This window comes from Haloarcula sp. MBLA0138 (genome assembly GCF_055632455.1).
Genome location: NZ_JBVMVU010000003.1, coordinates 31626 through 53362 on the forward strand (window position 1 = coordinate 31626; position 21737 = coordinate 53362).

Sequence of the window (21737 nt, forward strand, 5' to 3'; positions counted from 1 at the left end):
TATTTATATTTCATATTGTGAAAATATGGATGAAAAGGCGGTGTATTCGAGCGATCAGTAGCTAGGACCCCAAGGGTCGTTACAGCTGGGACATCGGGCTGGAGCAGTCGCAATGTTGTCGTATGATTTTTCGCATCCACACGAACTACATTTCATTTTCCGGGCCATAATATCTATTGATAGTTATCACATCGGTCAGTGTAAATCTGTTGGGTAGATACCATCCCATGAGATGGTTATATAAGGGCTGATGTGATGCAGTCTGATAATCTAAGGCCACCGGACAATAGTGTCAATGCTAGCAACACATTTGTAGATGGCATCCAATTATTGTTGTATGCCAACAGCCGTCGCGCCAAAGATTAGCGCATTAAAACTTCATACTTCAGTATTCATCAATACAGTACATTTGGATGGACTCCACTGGGGAAGCGTTAACTCCTTTGATGAGTCAGTTCTGGTTCGGGAGATGGAGAACGAGTCGGAAGAGTTGATAGATCAAGTTGGGAATCTTCATCCTGAAGGCAACACTGCGCTATATGACGCTATTATTCAATCTATTAAAACTCTTGATCAGCGTCAATCTGATGCAGGCCGTGAAGAGGTGCCGAAAATGATTCTAGCATTTACCGATGGCAAGGACAATGAAAGTTCAAATTCTATATCTGATGTACGAAACACAATTGAATATTATAACTTTTTCCCGATAACAATTGTTTCTTTGCAATAGGGGGGATTGGACACTCTCAGAAGGATGAATTGGGAAGCGCGGATGAGGAAACACTCCGCAAAATCTGTGAAGATGAATATGGTATGTACACTCACACAAATGATATAGCACCGATATTTGAACTGTTCTTTCGTGTTGTAACGATTGTAGGAGAAGAAGTCGGTGTTGAGATCGAAGTCACAGAGACGCCTGAAGAAGAACGTGCAAGAATTGAAGCGTTTAAAACTGAATTTGGCGCAGTATTCCCCATTGATTATGCCTTAGTATTGGATACCTCTGGATCTATGAGGCAAAATACATTTCTCACACTCCCTGAGAAAAAAGAAGAGGACTAAGCAGGGCTATTCGTAAAGTGAACGCATTGATTTTACCAGCCCGAAAGCGGGCGACGGGGCTCCTAACGGGTCTCGCATACGTCCTATGTCTTCATCAGAACCCGACCCGACTATCGACCCGCCAGAACCGCTCGTCGTGCTTTCGCACCTAGTTCATCGCCTCCTCAAGCGCGAAGGTGGGACGATCCCGCTCGAACGCGTTACACTTCGAGTCTGTGATTACGCCGATATAGGTGAGCAAGAGGCCGCTGATCTCCTTGATGCCGGAGCCGCGGATGGAACGTTCACGCTCGACCGGGGGTCTGGCGGGAGCACGACAATTGTCGGCGTCTCTCCACAGGGACCAGAACCACCCGTGATTACGGAAGCATTCGGTGGTCCCGCCGACTCGACTGGGTGTGACGATTTCGAAGTTCTCGATGTCGTCACGGAGAGTATTGCGACTGCACTCAGAGACGCAGGCTACACGACGTTTTTCGAGCTAGTCGACGCTGAAGTCTCTGAGCTTACGAATCTGACTAGGACGCTAACAGAGAGCCGAGCAGAGGCGATCATTCAGACCGCTCCCCGGCACGTTCCGGTCGGTGTGTGGCTTTCGCGAGCTGCCGACGCCCGGTACTCCCGACGACTCGATGAAACTGGGAGGCACGGTGTCGCTCAAGTCCTCGACATTACGACTGCCAACGAACCCGTGGGGGAACCACGCTACCGCACGGATGGCTTGTCCCCTGATGCCGTCGACGCACAGTACGTGTCCGATATCGGGCGGAATGCACAGGACCCTGTCCCAACGGGTCTCCACATCCTCGATAACCCTGACCACCCTGACGTACCGAAGGCAGCGACACATCCTGACGCCGGCGATGACGCACTGCCCGTCGACGAAACGGGCGACGTCGTCCCGCCAGCAGTTCCGACCGAACCACGGCTTCAACTTCCGCTCGACGAACTGCTCGCGAAGAAGCTCGCTCGTGGGCTGGTTCCAGTTCGGATTGTTGGCCCACGAGGCTCCGGGAAGAACTATCTGGTCAAGTACCTGTGTCACCGGACGAATCGTGGCTACGTCTCGGTAGACTGTGACGAGGCAACCCACACGGAGGACCTCTTCGGACCGCTTACTCCCACTGAGGACGGACTGATCGTACCTCGTAACGGTCCTGCAAAGCAAGCGCTGCTGAACGGATCGGTGCTGGTACTCAACGAGTTCCCTGTGATGCGAGCCGGGGCGGCGATGTCGCTCCATCGTCTGCTCAACGAGGGGAAACTCCTCGTGAAGGCCCACGGCGAGTTGGTCGAACCCCATCCGTCGGCGCGAATCGTGATCACGATGAACCCACCGACCAGAGAGTACCGTGATTCTGAGCCGATGAACTCGGCCACTCGTGGCCGGTTCCGAGCGCTGGAACAACCCTACATCCAAGATGTCGACGAGGAGGTCGCGACGCTGGACGCGCAGGTGAATGCCAGTCACGAGGTCGTGGACCGTGGGACGTTCAGGAAGATCGTCCAGTTCGCTCATCAGACCCGGCAGAACGAGAGCTGGCCAACTCTCTCGACTCGGAATCTGACGATTCTCTGTGAGCACATTGAGGACGGTGCTTCACCGAAGGCGGCGGTCAAGAACGAGGTGTGGGCGGTCGCCGAGCCGAATCAGTATCCGGAGGACACCCATGAGACGCTGAATGACTATATCTGAGCAAATAGGTCGAAGTTACTCATTTAATGCGTTAGTCATAGCGGAAGATAGAATTCTAAGAAGCGTTCGGTTAGAAGTTAGATTTATTGACAGTGGTAACCCTTATCTGGGTGACTATGCTCCGAATGCTATTCGCGTTTCTCCAGTCGCTGTGCAATGAAGCCCTCAAAATAGCTAAATGGCCATTCAATCCGACCAACGGCAAAGGGCAGTACGTCACTCCGTCAAATCGCCACTTCCTAACAGGGAAAGCAAATCTTGTTGTGACTTTCGGATACCGTTTCGCTCAAGCAGGAGTGAATTTTGGGAAGGCAATCATATTCGATGTGCTAGCGCCGTTAGTTGACGCAATAATCGGAATCGCGAGCGACCTCTATCATTCGAATCCGAATTATAGTCGTATGGCTCTTCGTGGGGCGTTTTCCGCAGTACAGACAACTCTTTCAATCACGGTCGCAGGCCTAATGTTTGTCGTTGGTCTATTCCGCAAGTAGAGTTCATCTTTTTCTACTCTCTCAGCTCCCAATGGGCTTATCATGATTTCCAACAGTTATTGCGCATAAATGAGTGAGACTGGAGATTCTATTGCGGATATTGTTTTCCAGCGTCCTCGAAGCCAGCAATTGGTTGCCGAGATCGCTTTTGGACCTGCACTCGCTTTCGCTGTTGACCAAACCGCTCCCGTAGGAATCCAGGGAGCAATTCTCTCTTGGGTCATGGCTGCGCTTATCGGAATCCCAATTCTTAGATATCTCGTATTTACTGACCGTATTGAGCACTTTGACCCCTTGTTAAACCTAACTGTGCGTCCGGTAGAGCTATTCGCTATCCTTGGGGTGGCACAAGTGTTCAAATTCCTCGGACTAGAGTTTCTCCAGCCAGTTTCCGGTCTCAGCGAGATAGAGGTAACAGCTGTTATCGCAGTTGTCGCAGTAGTTTTCTATATACTTGGCTTCGAGCTGATATTTCAGAAATACCGGTTCAGCTGGGGGACGTTATTCTATGTCAAACGGTTGTCTCTCGAAGATCAAATAGACATCCAGATGGATGATGTCGAGGAGGTAGCCGAGGCTATTTTTCAGCATCCCTCACAGTGGGCTCAGCTCAAGGCATCAGTCGCGCTGTTGAAGTTAACTCTAATTCGTATTACCTTCGGCCAAGTTGCGTTTCACCTATTGAAAGACTCGATACCGGACAGGGATAGCGAAGCGATAGATGAGTTGAGGAGCTACATCGAGATGAATCAGGACGGTGACAGCCTAACAGATTCGAAGGGGTTGGGATTTGCTTTTGGCGTCGCCGCGGTCGTGGTACTTCCGTTGCTCGCGGTGATGGCAGGGGTGATTTCACTGGTGTTCGCGACGTTTGGGACGATTCTCCTCGTGATGCTAATTATGCGGCTGACAAAGCACCTCGTCGCGCTCTCTTACATCGCTTTTGGAACAATGGATTACGGTCAATTCGTGACAACGAACAAGTGCTGGTTTGCGATGACGGCTGTATACACTACGGCGGTGTATCTGATTATTTTCTACCCAGCCTGAGAAAAGGTAGTCTTCTGATGTGGATAATGGTCTAATCTTCGAGAATATTTATCTCCCAGAATTGGTCGAGGGGGTTATGACTCCTCGTGTATTCGAATGTCCGATATCCATTCAGCCGATACAGTACATCAGGTCGAGGGATTTACACCCAACATCACCTCTCGCGTTCGAACCTCGACTGGTAGAGCCGATAGGCTCCGGGCGTTCATTTGTGGACACCTGCCTTCAGGCATCGACGTAGAGGTCGTTCTTACGCCAGCCGTCAGGACCGCGGCGGTCCTCCCTGCGGAAGCCGATGCACTCGTGAGAAGTGATGCGACCGAGCTTGAACGGCAGCAGGCTACACAGTTACTTGAAAACGTCGACGCTGAGTTCCTCATACTAGTAACGACAGACCCAGCACCGATCAACCGAATCCCGGTGAACGATCAGCTGACAGCTGACCACGCTCACCAGTTCGGTCTCGCCTTTCACGAACTGCTTCATATTCTCAAGACGGCTATCGGTCCCATTGCAGAACTTCTCGAATCCGAGATCGAGCCCAATCATCACCAACAGGTACACGATCTCATCAATATCATCGAGGACGGTGCCATCGAACAGGAAGCGATCGAGGGATCAAACTTCAGCGACAACGCCGAGATACGCCTCGAACTCACCCGCCGAATCCACTCGCAGGTCCCCGATGATATCCCGGACGGCGAGCAAGTCCGATTCTCCTTCTGGGATGCAGTGACGAGCGCCCTCTACGAGTGGGCAATCTATCCGACGGGTATCACAGAGATCCTCCTCGACGAAGATGATGAGCGTATACTCTTTGCGTCGGGGGCGGATGCGTCGGGATTTGACGCTGTTCAAGAGGCGCTAAAGGCGTTAGCACGGGATGCCCTCGCAATCCGGGGCACAGAACCCGACGACGTCACCCATAGCCACGACAAGACGGCATCTGTACGGCGAGCCCAGTTGGTCGTTGAGACGTGGCAGTCGGCAATCCTGCCCCTTCTAGAGGCGCACTCCGAAGCATCAACACAGTCGCCAGATCAGGACGGCTCTGGGGAATCTGATGTAGACTCCGATCCTTCATCGAACTCAGAATCACCCGAAACAGCAGATTCTAACTCTGACCCAGAACAGCCAATCGACGAGGAGGCTGGCGGAGTTCATAACGGGCAGTCGCAACTCGAACGGAGTGCAACCGACGATCCATTCCAAGACGTCCTCAGACAGCCCTCGATCACTCCGGATTCATTCGACGAGGATCTCGAAGCGATACCTTCCCCAGAGACTTCTGATTCTCTCGACACTGGCACGTCCGCCTCCGGCTACGACGGCACACCAGGTTTGACAGACAGTGATGAAGACCAGATGCCGGAGTCACCGGAGTCTTCAGACTCCAGAGCGCGGGTACTTGCTCGCTCTATTGAACAGCCTAGGACACACCTCGATTCCCCACAGAGTGGACCGACTTCAGTAGAGGAGAAGAGGGATGACGATTCTATTGATGCACGTCAGTCGACTATTGGAGACTTCGACGCGGCCGACCCTGCTAATACCGGCCACGAAGCGGGAGAGAAAACCAACTCTCACGAGGGCTTAGAGCAGGGTCATGACGGACAGGAGCCACCGATCACGAGTCCCTCACCCGACGGACAGCTAGACTCTATAGCCGATCCCGACCCAGCACACGCTGAGGTACTCGATCGAGATCCTGCTGACGAGGCAGACAGCTACAGAGGGGCACTCGAAGCAGATCGAGCGGCAGCTCACGACGAAGCAGATCGAGAGGGTATTGACACCGACGCCCTGGAGCAGGAGCTGGAAGATCTCGCCCACCGGCTAGCCCGAGATGGTTCAGACGACCAAACAGCCGGCGGCAACGCAGGAGGACCAGGACAGCTCGACGAACTGGAGATTGTCCCAGCCATTGACGACCTGGCACCTCCAGGCGTATGGGCCGACATCGAAGACGGCGCTGCCCAGGTTGCTGGCACGCTCGAGAAACAGCTCCGTCTCGACCGACAGCGTGGTGTCCGGCGAGGCTTGACCGCCGGCGGATACGATACTACTGCGGGACATCGGCTTCTGATCGGTGACCCCCGGGTCTGCAAGGTCGACACGCCGGGGCGCGAGAAACGATACGCACTGGTGTTGGTTCTCGACCGATCTGGCTCTATGCGGAACGGCGATCCTCCGAAGATCGAGGTCGCGACGATGGCGCTGGCGCGGTTTGCTGTCGCCGCCGAAGGGCTGGGGATCGATGTCGCGATAGTCGATTTCATCGACAGCCATGCCCGGCTCGTTAAGCCGTTCTCAGTCGAGACGCGACACATCCAGGCGTCGCTACTGGACACGGATTGTGGTGGGGGCACGCCGTTGGCGGACGCGCTCGAGCTCGCAAGTCAGCTCGGCGAGGACCATCGCGATGAACCGCTTATCGTGGCCGTCACCGACGGAGAGCCCAGTAGCGTCGGCGACGTCATCGAACAGATCCGAGCATCCCCAGCCCCAATCTGTTCTCTCACAATCGCTACTGACACGCAGGTGGGGAATCTATCGGCTGATGCCTCAGAGCTCGCCACATACTACGAACGGGAAGCGACAATCTACGATGGGGATCAGCTAGACGAGCGACTTGATCAATTCGCCAGTCTACTCGTCGGCTTCTAAACTCCACGCTCTCCTCGATTTATCCGCCCGAATGGGGTACAGGGCGGAGTCCAGTTCAGCCCGTGAGATGAATGCAACGAAGACACATCTATGCCGCGTCGTCGACGCTACCGCCCCTTCGACTCCCGCCAGGGTCAATGAGTGGAACCGACGCTCTACACGACTACGACGTCGAGACTGATCCTCCGGCAATTGAACCAGTCGAACACCGTATTCGGCTCGATTTTATGGCTGGCGGTCCCATCCGCCGCGATCAATTACTGGAGAAGTACAACTCTTGGAAGGGCGGTCCTGAGAACGCAGATCCCTGGAAGCAATCAGGGAAGGAGAAACCGATCGGTCTGAAATACGCCGAAGAGACGTGCCGTCGGACGTTCAACGAAGAAGAGCGATACTACGAGTTCTTCGAGGATGATCGAGCTCTCAGTGAGGCACCTGCGTTTCTCGCTCACCGCTTGCGGCAGTGTCAGTCAGCGACGGTTCCCGAAGAAGCCCTTCACTCTGAACGCAAGCGCCGTGCGAACTGGTACAGGAAGCTGATTCCCTGGCTCAATCTGTACCAAGTTCTGAAAGAATCGTCGTACGGAACGCTCTTTCGGAGTAGTGATGGACCCCATCCAAACGGTGAGGCCCTTACCAGGCAGAACACGCTCGTCGGGATGGTAGTCCTCGGAGATGACGATCAAACACCTTCCAAGTATGCTCGATCTCACAGTCTCCCAGCGAAGTACGTCATTCGGGAAGCAGATCTATCCTGTAGTGAGAGCTCTGCGGCAGCACCTCCGAGCGAGTTCGGAATTGAACTCCCGGCACCACTACTCGTGGGAGAGTATACGACTGGGGGTCGGTATCCGTTCATCCCCTGGTCGGATGGCCTTGTCTGTTCGTGTCCATACAAGCACGACCAACCCTGGAGAGTCATCTGCAAGCACGAACTGCTTGCCGCCGTCGTCGCCGGCGATCGGAGCTCCATCTTTCTACCAGTGACCAAGGGACTCGAGGTTCCACATCGGGCTCGACGGTTCGTGAGTCCAAGATTTTCCTCGTCGAGTTAAGAGACTAGCTGAGAGGGCTGATAGATCAGCAAAAACAGGGGTCGTAGTGAGAGTATCTGATTTACGTGCTTTGGTCGTTACCTGGGTCGTACCCTGCATCCTGGAGGTTCGAGAGAACGTCGTGGATAGTCTCGAGAGTATTGTGGAGATTCTCTGTGGTACGGCCACTGCTAAGGAACTCGTTACTGTCCGTGTTCTCGACGAGGAGATTAGCATGTGCGACATCGTTGCGCAGTTCAGTGACTTCGTGGAGCCGGGAGTCTGCACCGCCTTTCGTGGAGAAGCCACAGGTTTGCCAGCAGGCGTCGACGCTGGTGGCGATAGTTTCGAGCGTGGAGAATTGGGCGTAGTGGAGTTCGTCTAAGGCGACGTTGGCAGCTTGTGCGTCTTCGTACCGGTCTTCGATGTCGTCGAGTTCGTCTGCAGTGACTGGTGTATTTTTCCAGTCCGGTTTCTTGTCGAGGATGAGTTCGCGGAGGTGTTCTTCGAGGTAGGTGATTCGGTCGAAGAGGTAGATGCGTGCGGGGGCGGTGTTGAGATCCGCGCGGGTGAGGATGCCGGTAACGTGGTTGTGGCCGCCGAGGAAGTAGACGGGTTGCTCGATGAGTGCGGAAAGAACGTCTGTGAACGATGTGTCGCCGCTGATCATGTAATCGATGGTCAGCGGGGTGAGTTGATTCTCCAGGCTGTCGCCGCCGTCGTCGGTCGTGACGTCGTCTTCGTGAAGGAATCCGACTGGATCGTCGTCAGCGTAGACTGGAGCGGCGTCGTAGCCGTTCTCATCAAGCCACGCGGCGGCGTCGCTTGGTGGCGTGTCCTGATCAAGGTGTTCAACAGAGTGGGTTGCGAGTTCGGCCGCAGTGCAGTTGTAGAGGTCCCGGGGCATGTTGGGTGGTGGGGAGGCAGAGATAGTCAAAATGGGGGAGAGCGCGCGGCCCGATAGTGGCGAATCAAGCCACCCATACACCACAAAGTTAATGCCCATAAGTCATATATTTGTATTTGATTATGCTCCAAGGGCATTTTGAGTCGGCAGGGGCGAGTATCGAGTACGGTGCTGCTGGCTGTCTCTTCCCCGTCGATGAACTGGATGCGACAGTACTCCAGTACCGAGATGCCCAACTAGCACTCAACGACGTCGATGGATCCACCGTCATCGTCGTCGCTCCGACGAGCCTCGCAACGAGTTACTTCCTCACCCAGCACGCCCTCACTGCGATCCGTGTCGACAGTCTCTCTACCACAGTTCGGGATCAGCTCGCCACTGCGTTTGACGCTCGCCTCGATAAGTTCGAGCTCGTTCAGATCGGCAAGTGGAACAGTAACAGCTTGAATCACTCACTCGCCGAATTCACGAACGTCTAAACCCCAATGCTTGGACGTACGAAGCAGACGACTTCGGCAGTCTGTGTGAGCGAAAGTCCGACAGCGTCTTGATATCCGGTGAATGACGCCGCACAGTTGCGTATCCCGCAACTACTGAAGCTATTTCCTGTCCGCTAACGTCCCTTCCTTCGATTATCGCTATGCCAGTCCTCGATAGTCGGTCTCAAGATGACGGATCTCGTCCGGCCCCTTCTCATCAGATAGGCAGTTGGCGTCGGCGTCGAGTTCTCTCTGCTGGCACAGTCACTATGCTTTCGGCTCTCTCCGGCTGTCTCAACTTCATCAACCCATCTGGGCAGGATGCATCCACTGACCCAGAGACAGGTACGTCCTCGAATCGAGAGTCAGGGAGAGACGAGATAGCTAGCTCAGAAGATAATGGGGAAGAGCCTCAGTCCGAGTCAGAGAGCGGTGGTGCATCTGGGCCACCGGACACACCTCTTGGGGGTGACATTGTTGATGGACCCGTCGATAGTCCGGCAACGAATGAGCATCCTTGGATAGACGATCCCGAGGATGATCTCCGGTTGGCCGACGTCACTGTACACATGGGCTCAGAGTGGATTCGTGATTACCTCCAGGTCGAGGACGACGTATTAGCACTGACAGTAGCTGGCGATCAATTCACTCTCGAAGGAAATGCCCATCTCGAGTGGGAGTGCGATACGTTCGGCCTGAAACACGTCTTCGTGAACGGCCGGGTGGGAGAGATCTATCTCGAACCCGTCGCGAACGATGCTTGCCGCACGAATGAGAACAAAGCTGGACGAGGTCCGTGGCTCGCACCGTTCTCAGTCACAGGCCGCTTCGACGGTGGACGTCCTGACGCGCTGGAAGTCCATCTCGAGGGACAATTCATACGAGGCGATGGACCTCGTGGTGGTGCCTATACCCGCCAGGAATTCTGATTCGACTGGAGACCAAATGACCGGATCAAGGCTCGGATCTGCGCTGGTTTATCGATCCAAACAGAGTGGAGGAGTCGGACAGGATCTGGCTTCTCCAAAAAGTCATGGCAACCGAAGAAGAAACTCAGAACGAATCAGTTCGAGCGGACAGGCGGTCGACACTGAAGCGAACAGTCTCTCGGCAGGCAGTGTTCGGTAACGGTGGAATCGCCGTCGACGAGAGCCCGGTCGAATCAACCCTCTCAGATCACGGAATCGAACTCGCACCGTCTCGACCAAGTCGTATCGATATACCTCGCTGCCGAGGCTTCGTCGATGAGAGACCAATTGAGAGCAGTAGCGACGTCACCGAGGATAATCAGGCGGCTCTTTTCGCAGCGACAAGCCGTGATCAGCGTACGCTAGACGGACGCCTAGCCGCCATGCAACCGCTTTTCGGCTCGTCCACTACGGACGGTGAAGGAGAATAGCCTGTATGAGGCCGTCGCTCATTCTCTTACTACGCGCTACCGAGGTTACCCCACGTAGTCACCAGAATGCAATTCGTGGGGTAACCCGTTGCGGAGGAGTTCCTTTCCGGACCAGTCGGTGTCACTACCTCCACGAGAGAGGCCAATGAGACAGCAGGCACCCACGAGAATCGCGGTAGCATTGCCTCCAGAGAAACTTCTGGAGACCAACCAGCAAGGGCTGATACGAGGTGGAATCGCTTGCATGCACGATATCCCAACTGTCCAGCAGTACGTGGCTTACGAGAATCAGCATGGAAGACGACGCTGGGTTCTCAGAATGCTCGCAAAGCGAGCAGCGGCGCTACGTGAGTTAGAAATAGAGTCAGAGACTGAAGACTGAGACTGTAGGCAGACTGATATTCGTCCCCGACGAATCTGAGTCATACAACGGAGGATTTCGATGGCAACTCAACCAGGAACTGGCAGTGGTCGCGACTTCGTCACAATCTTCAAGACCGGCTCAGTCGATCGAGGCGAGTATCCCGAACTCGCAGATCTACTGCTCGAGGGGCGGACTCAGCTTTCCGCGGAAACGAGCTACCTGATGAAATTCGGAGACGAGTCACACCGCAGTCTCACACCTTTCGACGTTGCCTCGCTCCACGACGTTCCAGCCTACCCGTTACCACAGACTGCACTGGATTCCCTGCCTGCTCACGTTCGAGCAGAACTCGAACAGAACGGTGCCATCCAGATGGTCGCCTCGTACGACCCTGAGAACCACCGGTTCGAAGAAGTCGATCTCGCTTGGGACGACCAGGACTTCCTCGAACGAGTCACGGAACTGATCGCCGGGGAACTCTCGCTTCACGAGGCTGTCGACTGGGTCGTTGTCGAGGAAGCAGAGCGGTACACTGTCGCCCAGTGGGCCGAAATCCGAGATGTGACCGGAGATGCAGTTCGGTCGAATATCAACGCTGCTCGTGAGAAGTTGCTCGCTGAGCCCGAGTAGCCTCAGAACTCAGTTATTGGGCAGTCAACATGCAGTCCCGGGTTCGATGTTAGACTTCGTTTCTAACGTTTCTAATCTCATAACGGATTGGCCACCCCAGCGTTTCTAACGTTATTAATACTGCTACCGTTGCTGCTGTTGTCGATATCCCAGCTCTGAATTTTATCTCTCTGAAGAGCGTGGAGGAGCGAACGGTCGCACTCGTTCTTCCACTCCTCTCCACATGGCAGTCACAGACTCATCCTCAATCCAAGAAGACGAACAGGGGCCGATAGTTGATGGCCGTGATCGGCGGGCTCGCGAAGAGAACATGGACGTAGCACTGCTTCGCCAGGGTGGCCTCTATGAGGTCCAGTCCGAATCAGGCGCGAGCTACGAGGTAGACCTTCTGGACAGACAATGCAACTGTCCCGATGGGGAAAACCCGTCTTCTCCGAGCCCCTGCAAGCACGTCAGGCGAGTCGAGTTAGAATTAGAGGCCGGTCATATTCCGCGTCCAGATGGACGCCTATCACAGCGAAGTGATGTTGGACGGCCTGAACCCGTATCCAGGGGCACCGAGGTGCGATTCAAATCACATCTCCTCTCGAAAATCCAGCGCAGAGAGGAGGAACTCGCTCATCTGGATACAGAGGTACAGGCTCTCCAGTTCGTGTACGATGTTATCGAAGAGCTCTCAGAGGGAGATGACTTCGATCTCAAAGACGCGTTGTCCGAGGAATACGGACCAGCGAGTCAATTGTAGCCTCTTACTCGGATATCTCCTCGTCGTCCAGTTCTTCGTTGGCGAACTCGATCAGTTTCTGCAGTCGGTCGTTGAACTCGTCCTCGAACTCAGTGTGGAGCGCGTCATCGTACATTCGAAGAGTACGCCCCAGTCCAATCGCAGCGAGCCAGTCTCGGAGCTGATTGCTGTTCATATTGTCGACGGACATACTCAGTGCATCTGTGTTTGAGCCCGCCGCCCAGAGAAGGAGAAGGTCGAGGTCGTTGACCATCGCAAGTCGGGCGAAGTCTGCAAAGGCAGCACTCACCTCTCGAGATAGCTGTGTGTACGAGACTGAATCACGGTCGAGTTCTCGTTCTCCGTTCAGTAGCTCATTGACGTACGAAAGCGAACGCACTGACAGGAATCCGTCTCTATCGACTGCCATCGGTGGATCGCTCTCCGATTCAGCGATCTCCGATAATGCCTGTCCACAAGACCCACAGTAATGATGAACCGCTTTGACCCGGCTTCCGCAGTTCGGGCAGTAGGGCATACCGTGAGCTACGAGTCAGAGATACTGAGCCTTTGCTGGTGGGATAGCCTGTATTGGGACCGGTCGTATATACTACATGAGATAGGACTCGGGGACAGTGTGAGGAAGATTATTTCTAATTCACCACCGAAGTAGGGATATCGGAATAGATGCCCTTCATTGCCCACTCCTCTGCGGAAGAAGGAAGCCCGACAGTTCTGCCAGAGGAAGTAGAGGACGGAACGGATGTCGTCTGTCCAGCCTGTGGCCGAACGATGCGACCGCGAGGCCCATTTGATGACGGTCGCGCCCGCCATTTCTACCACGTCACCGCGGGATCGGAGGTCTCGACGATCAATTGCTCTGGAGGAGAGTCGGACCCTCATCGGAAGATGAAATCCCTCGCAGTATCGGCGCTGCGACAGCGGTTTGACCAATACGTCCGCTGTGAACCTGAAGTCACCGTCGACGTTCCCAATACTCCAACGCTTACTGATTCCCGCCGTGCAGATGCCCTCATTGAGTTTCCCTCTGATGACGCAAACGACTACCTAGGGCGTGGATTAGTCGTTGAGGTACAATACGCAAACGAAGACAAAGACCTCAACGAAGTCACGCACGACTATCTCTCGGCCGGATATAGCGTCTACTGGGCCAGCCCTGACGGTTTTACAAACGACCGGTTCCGTATTGAGGAGATGGTCGTCGCATTCGACCAACGGGCTGAGACCGCTTTCGCAGCTTCGTGGGCAGATCCGCCAGAGGTTGCTCCGCCTGAGGAGTATCTGGAGCGGTTCGTGAACTCTGAATCCCTCACATTCACCGACCCGAATCCAGACTGTAACCATACCTGGAAATACGGAGGGAGTGATCTCCACGACCGGGATTTCTGCAAGCACTGTCGGCTCGAGCGCTGGAAAGACACCGCTGTGGAAGCGTACATCTACGATGAGTCAACGACCAAGACGAGCTCCGACCTTGCTGACAGAGCAGCTCAAGCGGCGTTTGAACAGCGGAAAAAGGAGAACAAGAAGGAGGACCACCAACACGTTTGGGAGCCTCGGGGCGAGAATCGCTATCGATGTCGATGTGGTGCCCGCCTCAAAGAGCACAAGGGAGAACAAATCATCTCAAATGATCCGTTCGAGGACTTCGCTGAGATGACGACCACAGACCCCCAGTACTGCGACCACATCTGGGAACGTGAGGACGGCTGTATGCGCTGTATCTCCTGCGGTCTTGAGGACCCGCTCTAACCAGTTCCGACGTGTTCGGACCTGCCGACTGGGAGAGATTATTTGCTTACCGAGATGTTTGTTGCCGATATGCCTTTCCGCGGTCGTCGTGACGGTCGCCCGGTCGTCCCTGCCATTATCGACGATGGCGAAGCCGTCACCTGTCCAGTATGCGGCGGGACGATGTACCCGCGATCCGCGCCAGGTAAGTCTCGACACTTCTACCACAAATCAGACGATGCCGGCCAGCGCTGCTCGAACGGCGGCGAGTCTGAGACCCACGAACGCGCAGTTGCTCGAGTCGAGGTCGCTCTTCACCAGCAGTTCGGAGAACGTGCCGGCGTCGAGACAGAGGTAGACGTCGACGTATCTGAAGTTCCGACACCAGTGACTGAACGCCGCGCTGACGCTCTCGCGACGTTCGGCGATTGGAACCCTTACTTCGGGGAAGGGCTTGCCGTTGAGGTGCAGCACAGCCACGAGGACAAGGATGTTCAGCAGGTGACGCATGACTACTTGGCCGCTGGATACTCCGTCGTCTGGATACCCGCGGCAACAGTGCTGCTCGATACGTTCGACTACGATATGATCGGGGCCGAATTTGAGAAAGACGACGGCTCTGGTTACGCCCAACGGACGGACAAAGCGCATCATCTCACGAACTGCCAAGCCCTCCTCTACGACGGCGAGCACGCGTGGGATCGCGTGCCGCCCTATGCTCATCCCCGCGGGCAGGACGACCTAATCACGTACGATATCTGTGCCAGCCAGGGTTGCGAGCTACGCCGTATCCACGAACCCGACGGCAGTTACACCTACACCGTGAGCGACGAGTATGGCCCCGACTTTCCCCTGAAAGCGCTCAGGAATGCGATCGTCCGTGAGTACGACCGGGAACCGTTCTGGAAATGGGCAGGAAGCCGGCATCATTCCGCGGAAGTCGAGAAACTGCTTGCGACACGACCTGAGATAGAGCGCTGTCGGGGACCAAAGGGGTTTCACGAGTGGGGACGCCGAGAAACGCTTTGGACGAACCATTCTGACCAGCCATTAATCGAACTCCGTGAGTGTATGTACTGTCCCGTCCGGTTAGTGACGAACCATCGAGGACGTTCAGGACACAGTACCTTCTGTCTCTATGGTCGAGAGCCCGATATCGACTGGGACGACGTGTATTTCCAAGCCAGTCCTCCCGAGTGCGACCACTATCTCTATGACGAGGATGCGATCGAAGATTACTGTCCGAAGTGTGGTGCGACGATGGAGAGTCCCGATACAACGCTCCGCGACCACACGAGTTGGATTCCTCCTTAATCAGGAACTCAGACACTCATCTAAATTCGTCTCGTCTCCTCGTTCACGTACGGTTCAGAGAGTCGACTTCGTTGAGTGCTTCTGTCGCCACATCACCGAGCTCGCCGGCCTCGATGTGGGAGTATCGCTCTCGAACCATCTCCTCTGAATTGTCGAGATATCGGGCCGCCACGGTGTATCCAAAGGCTCTGACGAGGACCTCACCCATCCCACGCCGGCCACCGTGGGGCGCGAGATAGTCATGTTTCGGATGGTCAATGTCGATCTCTGCGGCCTCTGAGAGTCGCTGGAGAATCGACCGTGCGCCGTCTGTCGTGATTGACGGCGGTCGAATATCCTCAGCAAGTGCCAGCAGTAGGTCGCGAGCGTACTCCTCACGGCGTTCAGTAATTGCTTCCGGACGTTCCCCTCGGTCGGCGAGTTCATCCTGGACGAGCCCTGCGAGCGTCCGTTGGTCAAACGTCGGAAACACCGGCCAGCGCTCCGTCGGTGGATCCATCAGCTGGCGGTAGCTCCGCAGTGGCGAGATCACCGGGTCGGGGAGACTCGCGGCGTCCCACTGCTGTTTCTTCCGGTAGACGTCCATACTCCCGTCGTCGAGGGAGAGGTCCTCCCAGCGGACACCGCGCCGGCGTGGGTCGTTCGGGTCCCGGAGGAGTTCACCAACACGGACGGCGGTGTACGCGAGTACGAACACGAGCGCCCGGTCGCGTGCCGCCTTCAGAGCTTCGTAGCGCTCTCTCTGCTTGTCGAGGGGGGCAGTATCCGCCGGGAGTGTCGTGTACGTCTCGATGGCGTTGCGAGCCTGCTCGTCGACGTGACGGGTGAGTTCGTGACGCTGTTCGGACGTCCAGGCCTGCTGGTCGCCGGGCTTACGACCGTCGTCCTCGGGCAGCGGCGCCATCGCACTTGCCCGTTGGGCGTAGTGCGCTTCGAGATACCCCTCGTTGACGCACCAGCCGCACCACGCAGAGATATAGCGATAATAGGTTTGTACCGTGTTCTGCTTGAGTCCCCGATCTCCGGCGAGGTGACGAGCGTACTCTCGAAATATTCGTTCGTCGAGGTCCTCGAACGCCGGCTCTCGGTCGACGCCATCGGGAACGACTCCCGTCCAGTCATCGCGACCGCGCTCGCCGGCGGCCCACTCGGCGAACCGCTCAAGCTCACGCGCTGCGTTCCGTCGATAGTTCCCGCCGTCGCCACCGCGACCCTTCCCCTTGTCTTGGAGATACCGTTCGAAGGAGCTCGCAAGCGACCGATCAGCGCGTTCTCGTGCTGTCATGAGTCCTCGTTCGCGTACTGATACTTCGGACGGACATCCTCGAGAAGCGCTTCGATGATCTCCCAGAGGATCAGCGACGGGGTCTCGTGTTCGAACGTGGTTCCCCAGCGATCTTCCTCATCGGCAGCTGAGTACTGGAAATGCGTTCGTCCGAGATCTGGATGGTCTTCGTCCTGGTGCCAGCCAGCGTGAAATCCCGTGTTCGGGTCGGTGTAGTTGATACGGAACCAATCATGTGGCTCCTGTCGGTACCACTTGATAGACAGTTCCGGTGACTCAGGCCCTGTCGAAGGATCGAGACGGGCTGGATCAAACCGTGCCCGCAGCTGTTTGGCCTCGATATCATCAGGAACGAACTCGACCGTCGTGATCTGTGGCAAACGGTCGAGGACATCCCGCTTCAGCTGGGCGTAGAAGTTTGCGTTCGGGTCACCACCGGGATGTGGGACCGACATCCGTCAGCTACTGGCCTCGGCAGGCTCGTTCGTTGGAGTGAGAAAGTCCCATTCGCGGATGGCGAAGCCGACGATGTCGATGCGCCGCTGGAGGTGTTCCCACTCGCGGGCGATCTCACGGCGACGGTCTTCTTTGTCGGCGTCGAGATCCTCCTCGGCGAGCGTTCCGCGAAGCTGGTTCGGTGACTCGACGTCGAATTCGTCCTCCCAGTCGCGGATCTGCGCCTTCATATCGGCGACACGGTCCGTGAGTTCCTCGACAGTGTGCCCGCTGTCGCGAAGCCGCATCGCCTCCTGCATCGCCTGGCGGCGGTAATCAGGATAGTACGTCGTGTGCGTACCACTCTCGTCACGGTGGAGGATCCCGTCGTCGACGAGTCGTTCGAGGACGCGCTTGGTCGGCTCGTGTGACCAGCCCGCTTCGGAGGCGATCCAGTTGGCCGTCCGCGGCTCCGACAGCTGTCGGGCGGCCATCCGCACGCGGTCTTCGCCCGTGGTCTGGCGCTCCATCAGACCCTTGGAATTCGATTCGTCTTCGGTCATACGTTACCGTTCACGCCCTATCTCCATATAGATTGAGGTCATTCGTCCTATATCGAACTGCAGTATTCCGCTAGTTCTTCGACGTCGCTGAGTGGAACTACAGCAAACCCGCGGCCCGGTCTCGGCGGCTCTACCCTGGGGGAAGCGCCGTTCTGAGCCGATTGCAGCATTCGTGCTTACCGGACGGCGGCGGGGTACTAAAAACTGGTCGTGATTATTCGTGTAATCACGTCCAGATAGAAATTTGCTCTATTTCCTCCAATTCAACGTCTGAAGGCCCCTGCTCCAAGAAATCCAGCAAATCGTATTTTTATAAATCGTATATCGCTATACCATTTTTCTGCCGCGCCGGGGACCGGCATTGGTGAATATTCGAAAGCTGGCCCTCGACAAGTACAATTACTATCTGGAGTATATGGTATGCAAACATTCATTCTATCTAACAACCATTGGATATGCGGTAATCGCACTATGACCCCCGAGAAACTCCTCCAATCTCTCTTTGACTCCCGGGTTCAAGCAAGTGCCAGGCCCTCCAACCGAGGGCGGCATCCGACGCGTATCCGGGTCCTACAAGCACTCCAAAGGGGGAACCTCTGCATCCCCGATCTCGCAGAGAAGTCGGACGTAACTCGCCAAACTGCCTATCGAGCTGTTGCTCCACTCAACGAAGCGGGACTCGTTCGCGAGCGGAACGACTGCTTCACAATGACCTGCTCTGGATCGAGGATGCTGCAGGCATACCTCCAACTCGATGACGAAGTTACAGTCGACTCGCTCGCCCGCCTCGCACGGTCAACACACCAACAGTGGCTGCTTCAAGCTCTCGGAGAAGAGGCAATGAGAAAGTGTACTCTCGTCGAGCGCGCCCGTAATGAGGGTGGACCCTCTCGAACGACGATTCATCGAATGATCACCAGCTTGCAGGAAGACGGCTACGTCGATCTTCGATCGGGTACCTACGGACTATCTGAAACGGGTGAGTTACTCCGGGAGTCATTCGAACACCTTCACGAAATCGCCGCAGGAGCCATTGAAAACCGGAGCTTTGTTCGCTGGCTGCCCGCTGAACTCGATTCGCTCCCACTCGAAGCCCTCGAAAATTTCGAGCTTATCCACAATACCCCGGAACAGCCTCACAACGTTCTGAACGCGTTCGTCAGCGGTGCTGGAATCGATTTAGAAGCGTTCCGGGGCATGGGCGCCATTCGGAGCCCCGCACTCGATCAAGCATATCGACCGGTCGTGAAGCACACTCCCAGCGTCACCGTCGTATTCACCGACGAGGTCCTCTTCCAATTCCACGGTGACCACCGGTTCGTCGACTATGCGACTCAGTTCGATTATTCTGCGTATCTCAAAGATGGCCTCATCAGACAGGATGCACGACTGTTGTTCGTCCCTGGGCCAATCCCACTTCACCTTGCGATATACGACGATTCGCACGTGATCATGGCGCCTGCCCCATCGACTGGAGTTACGGAAGCCGAATCGACGGCTCTCGAATCATCTGACTCATGTATCATCGAATGGGCACTCGGCCTCTTCACCGCACACCTCGAGGATGCTCGACCACCGATTCAGGTATTTCAGGAACACGCGGCAACCCTGAACGGGGATAAGGACGGACACGAACGCCTGCTTCGATCGTTGACACCACAGAAGAAGGCCAGATGAACTGCAGAAGGGATTGTTCCACAACTCGTTACACTGTCTGTGGAGTTGCTCTATTTAGCGTTGCTCGCGTCTGAATCTTCATGGCCGAAAGACAATCGCAATCTAACACGGCCACTACCGATGGTCCCTCCGCAGTCGAGAACGAACCCCATCAAGGACCACCGCGTCAGGATGGGAGTCACGGCTCAGCCACCAGAGAGAAGTGGTACAGCGTGACGTTTTCGGTGCCGTGGATCGTCCGTGGGGCAGAGACGGGGCAGGATGCGATCAATATCGCAGTTAGTGAAGTCGGCAAGCGCATCACCTCCGCCAGCGATCGAACGAGAAACTGCAATATCAACGTCCAGAGCTTGGGGTGCAACGACTGTAGCAGCAGGACAGACGCCCTGCTCTTGGTCTCGAAGACCGCTCTCGTCGGGCTCCTCGTGACTCTCGATGTCCAAGCTGCGTCTGACGAGGAAGCTGAGCGAACCGCTCGAAGAGAGATCGGCCCTCACTTGGAAGACACACCACTCACCTCGGTCGACATCTCACGAAAGTAGCGCACCAACCGATTTCCAACGCTGGCAACATTAGAAACGTTAATAGCGTTATTAACATCTTTGCTATTTCTAACGCTAGTAGTGTTGGAATCAGATAGCAGCCACCTCATAGAGCGTGGTCTCAGACCCATTAGAGACGATATTAGCGCCAATAGCGTTAGAAGCGTTATTGACGTTAAAAACGCTAATAACATTAGAAGCGTCAGACATCCGGCTGACCAACGTTTTTAGCGTTAGAAACAGTCGAAACGAATAGAGCATCAGAAATGTCGGAAACCACCCCACCAGAGGTAATCGCAGTATCGTTCCAGAAAGGCGGAACAGGAAAGACCTTCACCGCACTCAACCTCGCGGGTGGCCTCGCAGCACGCGGATTCGATGTCCTCCTTATCGACCTCGATCCACAGGGGTCGCTCACGGCTAACCTCGGCAAAAGGGAAGTCTACGAGGACATCGACCAGCTGTCACTGGACAACGTTCTTCTGGACGTGAACAAGTGGTCGCAGATCAACGAAATCATCCTCTCCGACCACGAGGAGTTCGATCTCATTCCGTCGAACACGACGTTCAACGGGAACAAGACACCACTCGATTCGGCTGATGCCGGTGAGAATCGCCTCGGCAAGGTCATCGAGCAGATCGACCACGAATACCATTTCATCGTCTGTGACTGTCCTCCTGATCTCTCTGCATACTCGAAGAATGCGGTTACGGCCGGCGAGAACGTCATCGTCCCGATGCAGCCGCGTTCAGAGATGATTCACTCGGCCAATCTTCTGTTTGACCACTACGAGACGCTGGGGATGATGCACAGCCTCGAAATCGAATATCTCGCGTTCACGATGACCTACGACTCGACGAAGCTCACCAAGGAGAAGCGGAAGGTCATCGACTGGTTCGAGGACACGTTCGACGAGAAAGGCGTCCTCGTCGACGACCGGGCAGCCTTCGACCGAGCGAAATGGAACCAGGCGTCGATATACACGCACAGTGAGGCTGTCAAAAACGACCAGTTCCCCGTGTTCGACCAGGTCGTGCAACTTGTTCTCGAGCAGACGTCACCGCCGGATCACGACGTCGACCTTGAACACGCACGGAACATGAGCACGGAAGAACTCCGGGACCGCATCAAGGAGGCTCCTGAAGCATGAGCGATCTCGAACAGGAAATGGAAGAGACGGCCGAGCGGGCAAAGGCACTCGGTGTGAGTGGCGGTCAGACAACGGATCCGTCTGAGTTAGTCGAAGAAGGCGATGAGGAAGTGGCCGACGAGCAGGACGGCGATGAAGCGGAGAGCGACGAAGTGGAAACAACAGAAGCGTCTGCAACATCAGAAACGTTAGAAACGCAAGAAACGGTAGAGACAGAAGACGAAGATGAACCAGAACCGGGTGGTCTTGACGATCACGTCTACCCGAACCCGGACAAGGAACTGGGGTCACTCATCGACACGTACGAGAATTTCAACGTCTACGTCCCTCCCGAAGTGAAGAAGGAGGTCAACGCGTTCTACAAACAACTCGACTATGAGTTCTCTCAGGAGTTTGGAGACGAACTCGACAAGCACTGGGATTTCTACACGGCTCTCTTCAGAGCAGTGCTGCAGAATCGAGAGATCGTTAGAGAGGAGTTAGGGATGAGCGAGTCAGAATAGATAGTA

General features: G+C 55.5%; 23 protein-coding genes. 17 read left to right on the forward strand and 6 right to left on the reverse strand.

Annotated features, from left to right (window positions below; all coding sequences use genetic code 11):
* Nucleotides 1-337: 337 nt before the first annotated feature.
* The 6 genes from ACV7JO_RS17900 (at nt 338) to ACV7JO_RS17925 (ending at nt 8027) form a co-directional block, all read left to right on the forward strand.
* On the forward strand, nt 338-730 hold the full coding sequence (locus tag ACV7JO_RS17900; RefSeq protein WP_470356291.1) for a VWA domain-containing protein: 393 nt from the start codon (nt 338-340) through the stop codon (nt 728-730).
* Nucleotides 731-813: 83 nt separating this feature from the next.
* Nucleotides 814-1065 carry a hypothetical protein gene (locus ACV7JO_RS17905; RefSeq protein ID WP_470356292.1) on the forward strand — a complete coding sequence of 84 codons (252 nt, stop codon included), beginning with the start codon at nt 814-816 and terminating at the stop codon, nt 1063-1065.
* An 85-nt stretch (nt 1066-1150) separates the two neighbouring features.
* Complete coding sequence (locus ACV7JO_RS17910; RefSeq protein ID WP_470356293.1) at nt 1151-2761, forward strand: AAA family ATPase; 1611 nt, start codon at nt 1151-1153, stop codon at nt 2759-2761.
* Nucleotides 2762-3324: 563 nt separating this feature from the next.
* Nucleotides 3325-4305, forward strand: a complete 981-nt coding sequence (locus ACV7JO_RS17915) for a hypothetical protein (protein ID WP_470356294.1) — start codon at nt 3325-3327, stop codon at nt 4303-4305.
* Nucleotides 4306-4401: 96 nt separating this feature from the next.
* Nucleotides 4402-6972 (forward strand): vWA domain-containing protein, encoded by a 2571-nt coding sequence (locus ACV7JO_RS17920; RefSeq protein WP_470356295.1) that lies wholly within the window; start codon nt 4402-4404, stop codon nt 6970-6972.
* A 137-nt stretch (nt 6973-7109) separates the two neighbouring features.
* Complete coding sequence (locus ACV7JO_RS17925) at nt 7110-8027, forward strand: hypothetical protein (protein ID WP_470356296.1); 918 nt, start codon at nt 7110-7112, stop codon at nt 8025-8027.
* A 61-nt stretch (nt 8028-8088) separates the two neighbouring features.
* Here the strand turns inward: ACV7JO_RS17925 and ACV7JO_RS17930 are convergent, their stop codons facing one another.
* Nucleotides 8089-8913 (reverse strand): CBS domain-containing protein, encoded by an 825-nt coding sequence (locus ACV7JO_RS17930; RefSeq protein WP_470356297.1) that lies wholly within the window; start codon nt 8911-8913, stop codon nt 8089-8091.
* Between the two features lie 122 nt (nt 8914-9035).
* On the opposite strand from ACV7JO_RS17930, the gene ACV7JO_RS17935 reads away from it, so the two are divergent.
* The 5 genes from ACV7JO_RS17935 (at nt 9036) to ACV7JO_RS17955 (ending at nt 12530) form a co-directional block, all read left to right on the forward strand.
* Nucleotides 9036-9392, forward strand: coding sequence for a DUF8165 family protein (locus ACV7JO_RS17935; RefSeq protein WP_470356298.1), 357 nt, complete (start codon nt 9036-9038; stop codon nt 9390-9392).
* A gap of 569 nt (nt 9393-9961) precedes the next feature.
* Nucleotides 9962-10321: a hypothetical protein gene (locus ACV7JO_RS17940; protein ID WP_049918513.1), complete on the forward strand. Its 360-nt coding sequence runs from the start codon at nt 9962-9964 to the stop codon at nt 10319-10321.
* Nucleotides 10322-10936: 615 nt separating this feature from the next.
* Nucleotides 10937-11173 carry a DUF8129 domain-containing protein gene (locus tag ACV7JO_RS17945; protein WP_470356299.1) on the forward strand — a complete coding sequence of 79 codons (237 nt, stop codon included), beginning with the start codon at nt 10937-10939 and terminating at the stop codon, nt 11171-11173.
* Nucleotides 11174-11233: 60 nt separating this feature from the next.
* Complete coding sequence (locus ACV7JO_RS17950) at nt 11234-11785, forward strand: hypothetical protein (protein WP_470356300.1); 552 nt, start codon at nt 11234-11236, stop codon at nt 11783-11785.
* A gap of 223 nt (nt 11786-12008) precedes the next feature.
* The gene (locus ACV7JO_RS17955) at nt 12009-12530 is read left to right on the forward strand and encodes a hypothetical protein (RefSeq protein WP_470356301.1); all 522 of its coding nucleotides are present in this window, start codon (nt 12009-12011) and stop codon (nt 12528-12530) included.
* A gap of 4 nt (nt 12531-12534) precedes the next feature.
* Here ACV7JO_RS17955 and ACV7JO_RS17960 read toward each other — a convergent pair whose 3' ends face one another.
* Nucleotides 12535-13047 carry a zinc ribbon domain-containing protein gene (locus tag ACV7JO_RS17960; RefSeq protein ID WP_470356302.1) on the reverse strand — a complete coding sequence of 171 codons (513 nt, stop codon included), beginning with the start codon at nt 13045-13047 and terminating at the stop codon, nt 12535-12537.
* 149 nt (nt 13048-13196) lie between these two features.
* Here ACV7JO_RS17960 and ACV7JO_RS17965 point away from each other — a divergent pair, with 149 nt between their 5' ends.
* Nucleotides 13197-14282, forward strand: a complete 1086-nt coding sequence (locus ACV7JO_RS17965; protein ID WP_470356303.1) for a competence protein CoiA family protein — start codon at nt 13197-13199, stop codon at nt 14280-14282.
* Nucleotides 14283-14492: 210 nt separating this feature from the next.
* On the opposite strand, the gene ACV7JO_RS17970 is transcribed toward ACV7JO_RS17965, so the two are convergent.
* The gene (locus ACV7JO_RS17970; protein WP_470356304.1) at nt 14493-14735 is read right to left on the reverse strand and encodes a hypothetical protein; all 243 of its coding nucleotides are present in this window, start codon (nt 14733-14735) and stop codon (nt 14493-14495) included.
* On the opposite strand from ACV7JO_RS17970, the gene ACV7JO_RS17975 reads away from it, so the two are divergent.
* The gene (locus tag ACV7JO_RS17975) at nt 14727-15575 is read left to right on the forward strand and encodes a hypothetical protein (RefSeq protein ID WP_470356305.1); all 849 of its coding nucleotides are present in this window, start codon (nt 14727-14729) and stop codon (nt 15573-15575) included. The genes ACV7JO_RS17970 and ACV7JO_RS17975 overlap by 9 nt on opposite strands.
* A gap of 43 nt (nt 15576-15618) precedes the next feature.
* Here the strand turns inward: ACV7JO_RS17975 and ACV7JO_RS17980 are convergent, their stop codons facing one another.
* The 3 genes from ACV7JO_RS17980 to ACV7JO_RS17990 are packed head-to-tail and all read right to left on the reverse strand — an operon-like array spanning nt 15619 to nt 17858.
* Nucleotides 15619-16860, reverse strand: coding sequence for a phage integrase SAM-like domain-containing protein (locus ACV7JO_RS17980; RefSeq protein WP_470356306.1), 1242 nt, complete (start codon nt 16858-16860; stop codon nt 15619-15621).
* A complete protein-coding gene (locus tag ACV7JO_RS17985) occupies nt 16857-17315 on the reverse strand; it encodes a hypothetical protein (protein WP_470356307.1) in 459 nt (152 codons plus the stop codon). Before ACV7JO_RS17985 ends, ACV7JO_RS17980 begins: the two co-directional genes overlap by 4 nt.
* A gap of 3 nt (nt 17316-17318) precedes the next feature.
* Nucleotides 17319-17858: a DUF7342 family protein gene (locus tag ACV7JO_RS17990; RefSeq protein WP_470356308.1), complete on the reverse strand. Its 540-nt coding sequence runs from the start codon at nt 17856-17858 to the stop codon at nt 17319-17321.
* Nucleotides 17859-18329: 471 nt separating this feature from the next.
* Here ACV7JO_RS17990 and ACV7JO_RS17995 point away from each other — a divergent pair, with 471 nt between their 5' ends.
* From ACV7JO_RS17995 to ACV7JO_RS18010, 4 genes are all read left to right on the forward strand, one after another.
* Entirely contained in the window at nt 18330-19535 is a 1206-nt protein-coding gene (locus ACV7JO_RS17995; RefSeq protein ID WP_470356309.1) for a winged helix-turn-helix transcriptional regulator, read from the forward strand.
* A gap of 80 nt (nt 19536-19615) precedes the next feature.
* Nucleotides 19616-20077: a DUF555 domain-containing protein gene (locus ACV7JO_RS18000; protein ID WP_470356310.1), complete on the forward strand. Its 462-nt coding sequence runs from the start codon at nt 19616-19618 to the stop codon at nt 20075-20077.
* Between the two features lie 266 nt (nt 20078-20343).
* On the forward strand, nt 20344-21228 hold the full coding sequence (locus ACV7JO_RS18005) for a ParA family protein (RefSeq protein WP_121538335.1): 885 nt from the start codon (nt 20344-20346) through the stop codon (nt 21226-21228).
* Nucleotides 21225-21731 carry a DUF8160 family protein gene (locus tag ACV7JO_RS18010; RefSeq protein ID WP_470356244.1) on the forward strand — a complete coding sequence of 169 codons (507 nt, stop codon included), beginning with the start codon at nt 21225-21227 and terminating at the stop codon, nt 21729-21731. Before ACV7JO_RS18005 ends, ACV7JO_RS18010 begins: the two co-directional genes overlap by 4 nt.
* Nucleotides 21732-21737: the final 6 nt, after the last annotated feature.